Annotated in this window: 1 protein-coding gene; it reads left to right on the forward strand. The window is 63.4% G+C overall.

The window, feature by feature from the left end:
- Window positions 1-41: 41 nt before the first annotated feature.
- Window positions 42-527, forward strand: a 486-nt coding sequence (locus tag EN750_RS38335; RefSeq protein WP_145968390.1) for an ATP-binding cassette domain-containing protein, incomplete at its 3' end; no start/stop codon positions are given.

Here is a 527-nt window from a genome sequence, read left to right on the forward strand (position 1 = left end):
TCTCAAGGCGATGGCGCCACGTACCGCTGCGGAATTGGCGCATGGCTGATCGCACTGCTCTCGATTTTGGTGGTCTTGCCGTTCGCGAACTCGTCATCGCGCCCGGCGCCAGCCCGATCACGCAGGCCATCGCTCCGGGTGAGATCGTCGGGCTTGCCGGTCTCGATGGTCATGGCCAGGAGCTGTTCCTCAAGATGCTTGCCGGCCTGGAACCGTCCCATGGCGGCTCGATCGAACTCGGTTCATCAGATGCCTCCCGAAAGATTACCGGGTTTCGCAAGGCTGTCGCCAGCGGCATCGCCTATTTGCCGCGCGACCGACGCGCCAACGGCATTTTCCCGACACAGTCGGTGCTCGACAATTTCGCCGTCTCGACCTTGTCGCGCGACACGCGGCTCGGGCTAATCAGCCCGTCGGCACGCAAGGCGCGCTACGACCTCTATCGCGAAAAACTCTCGATAGTGGCGCCCCGGCCCGATGCGCCGATCACCACTCTTTCGGGCGGCAACCAGCAGAAGGTGCTGTTG

The sequence above is a fragment of the Mesorhizobium sp. M7A.F.Ca.ET.027.03.2.1 genome (assembly GCF_003999175.1).
Lineage (GTDB): Bacteria > Pseudomonadota > Alphaproteobacteria > Rhizobiales > Rhizobiaceae > Mesorhizobium.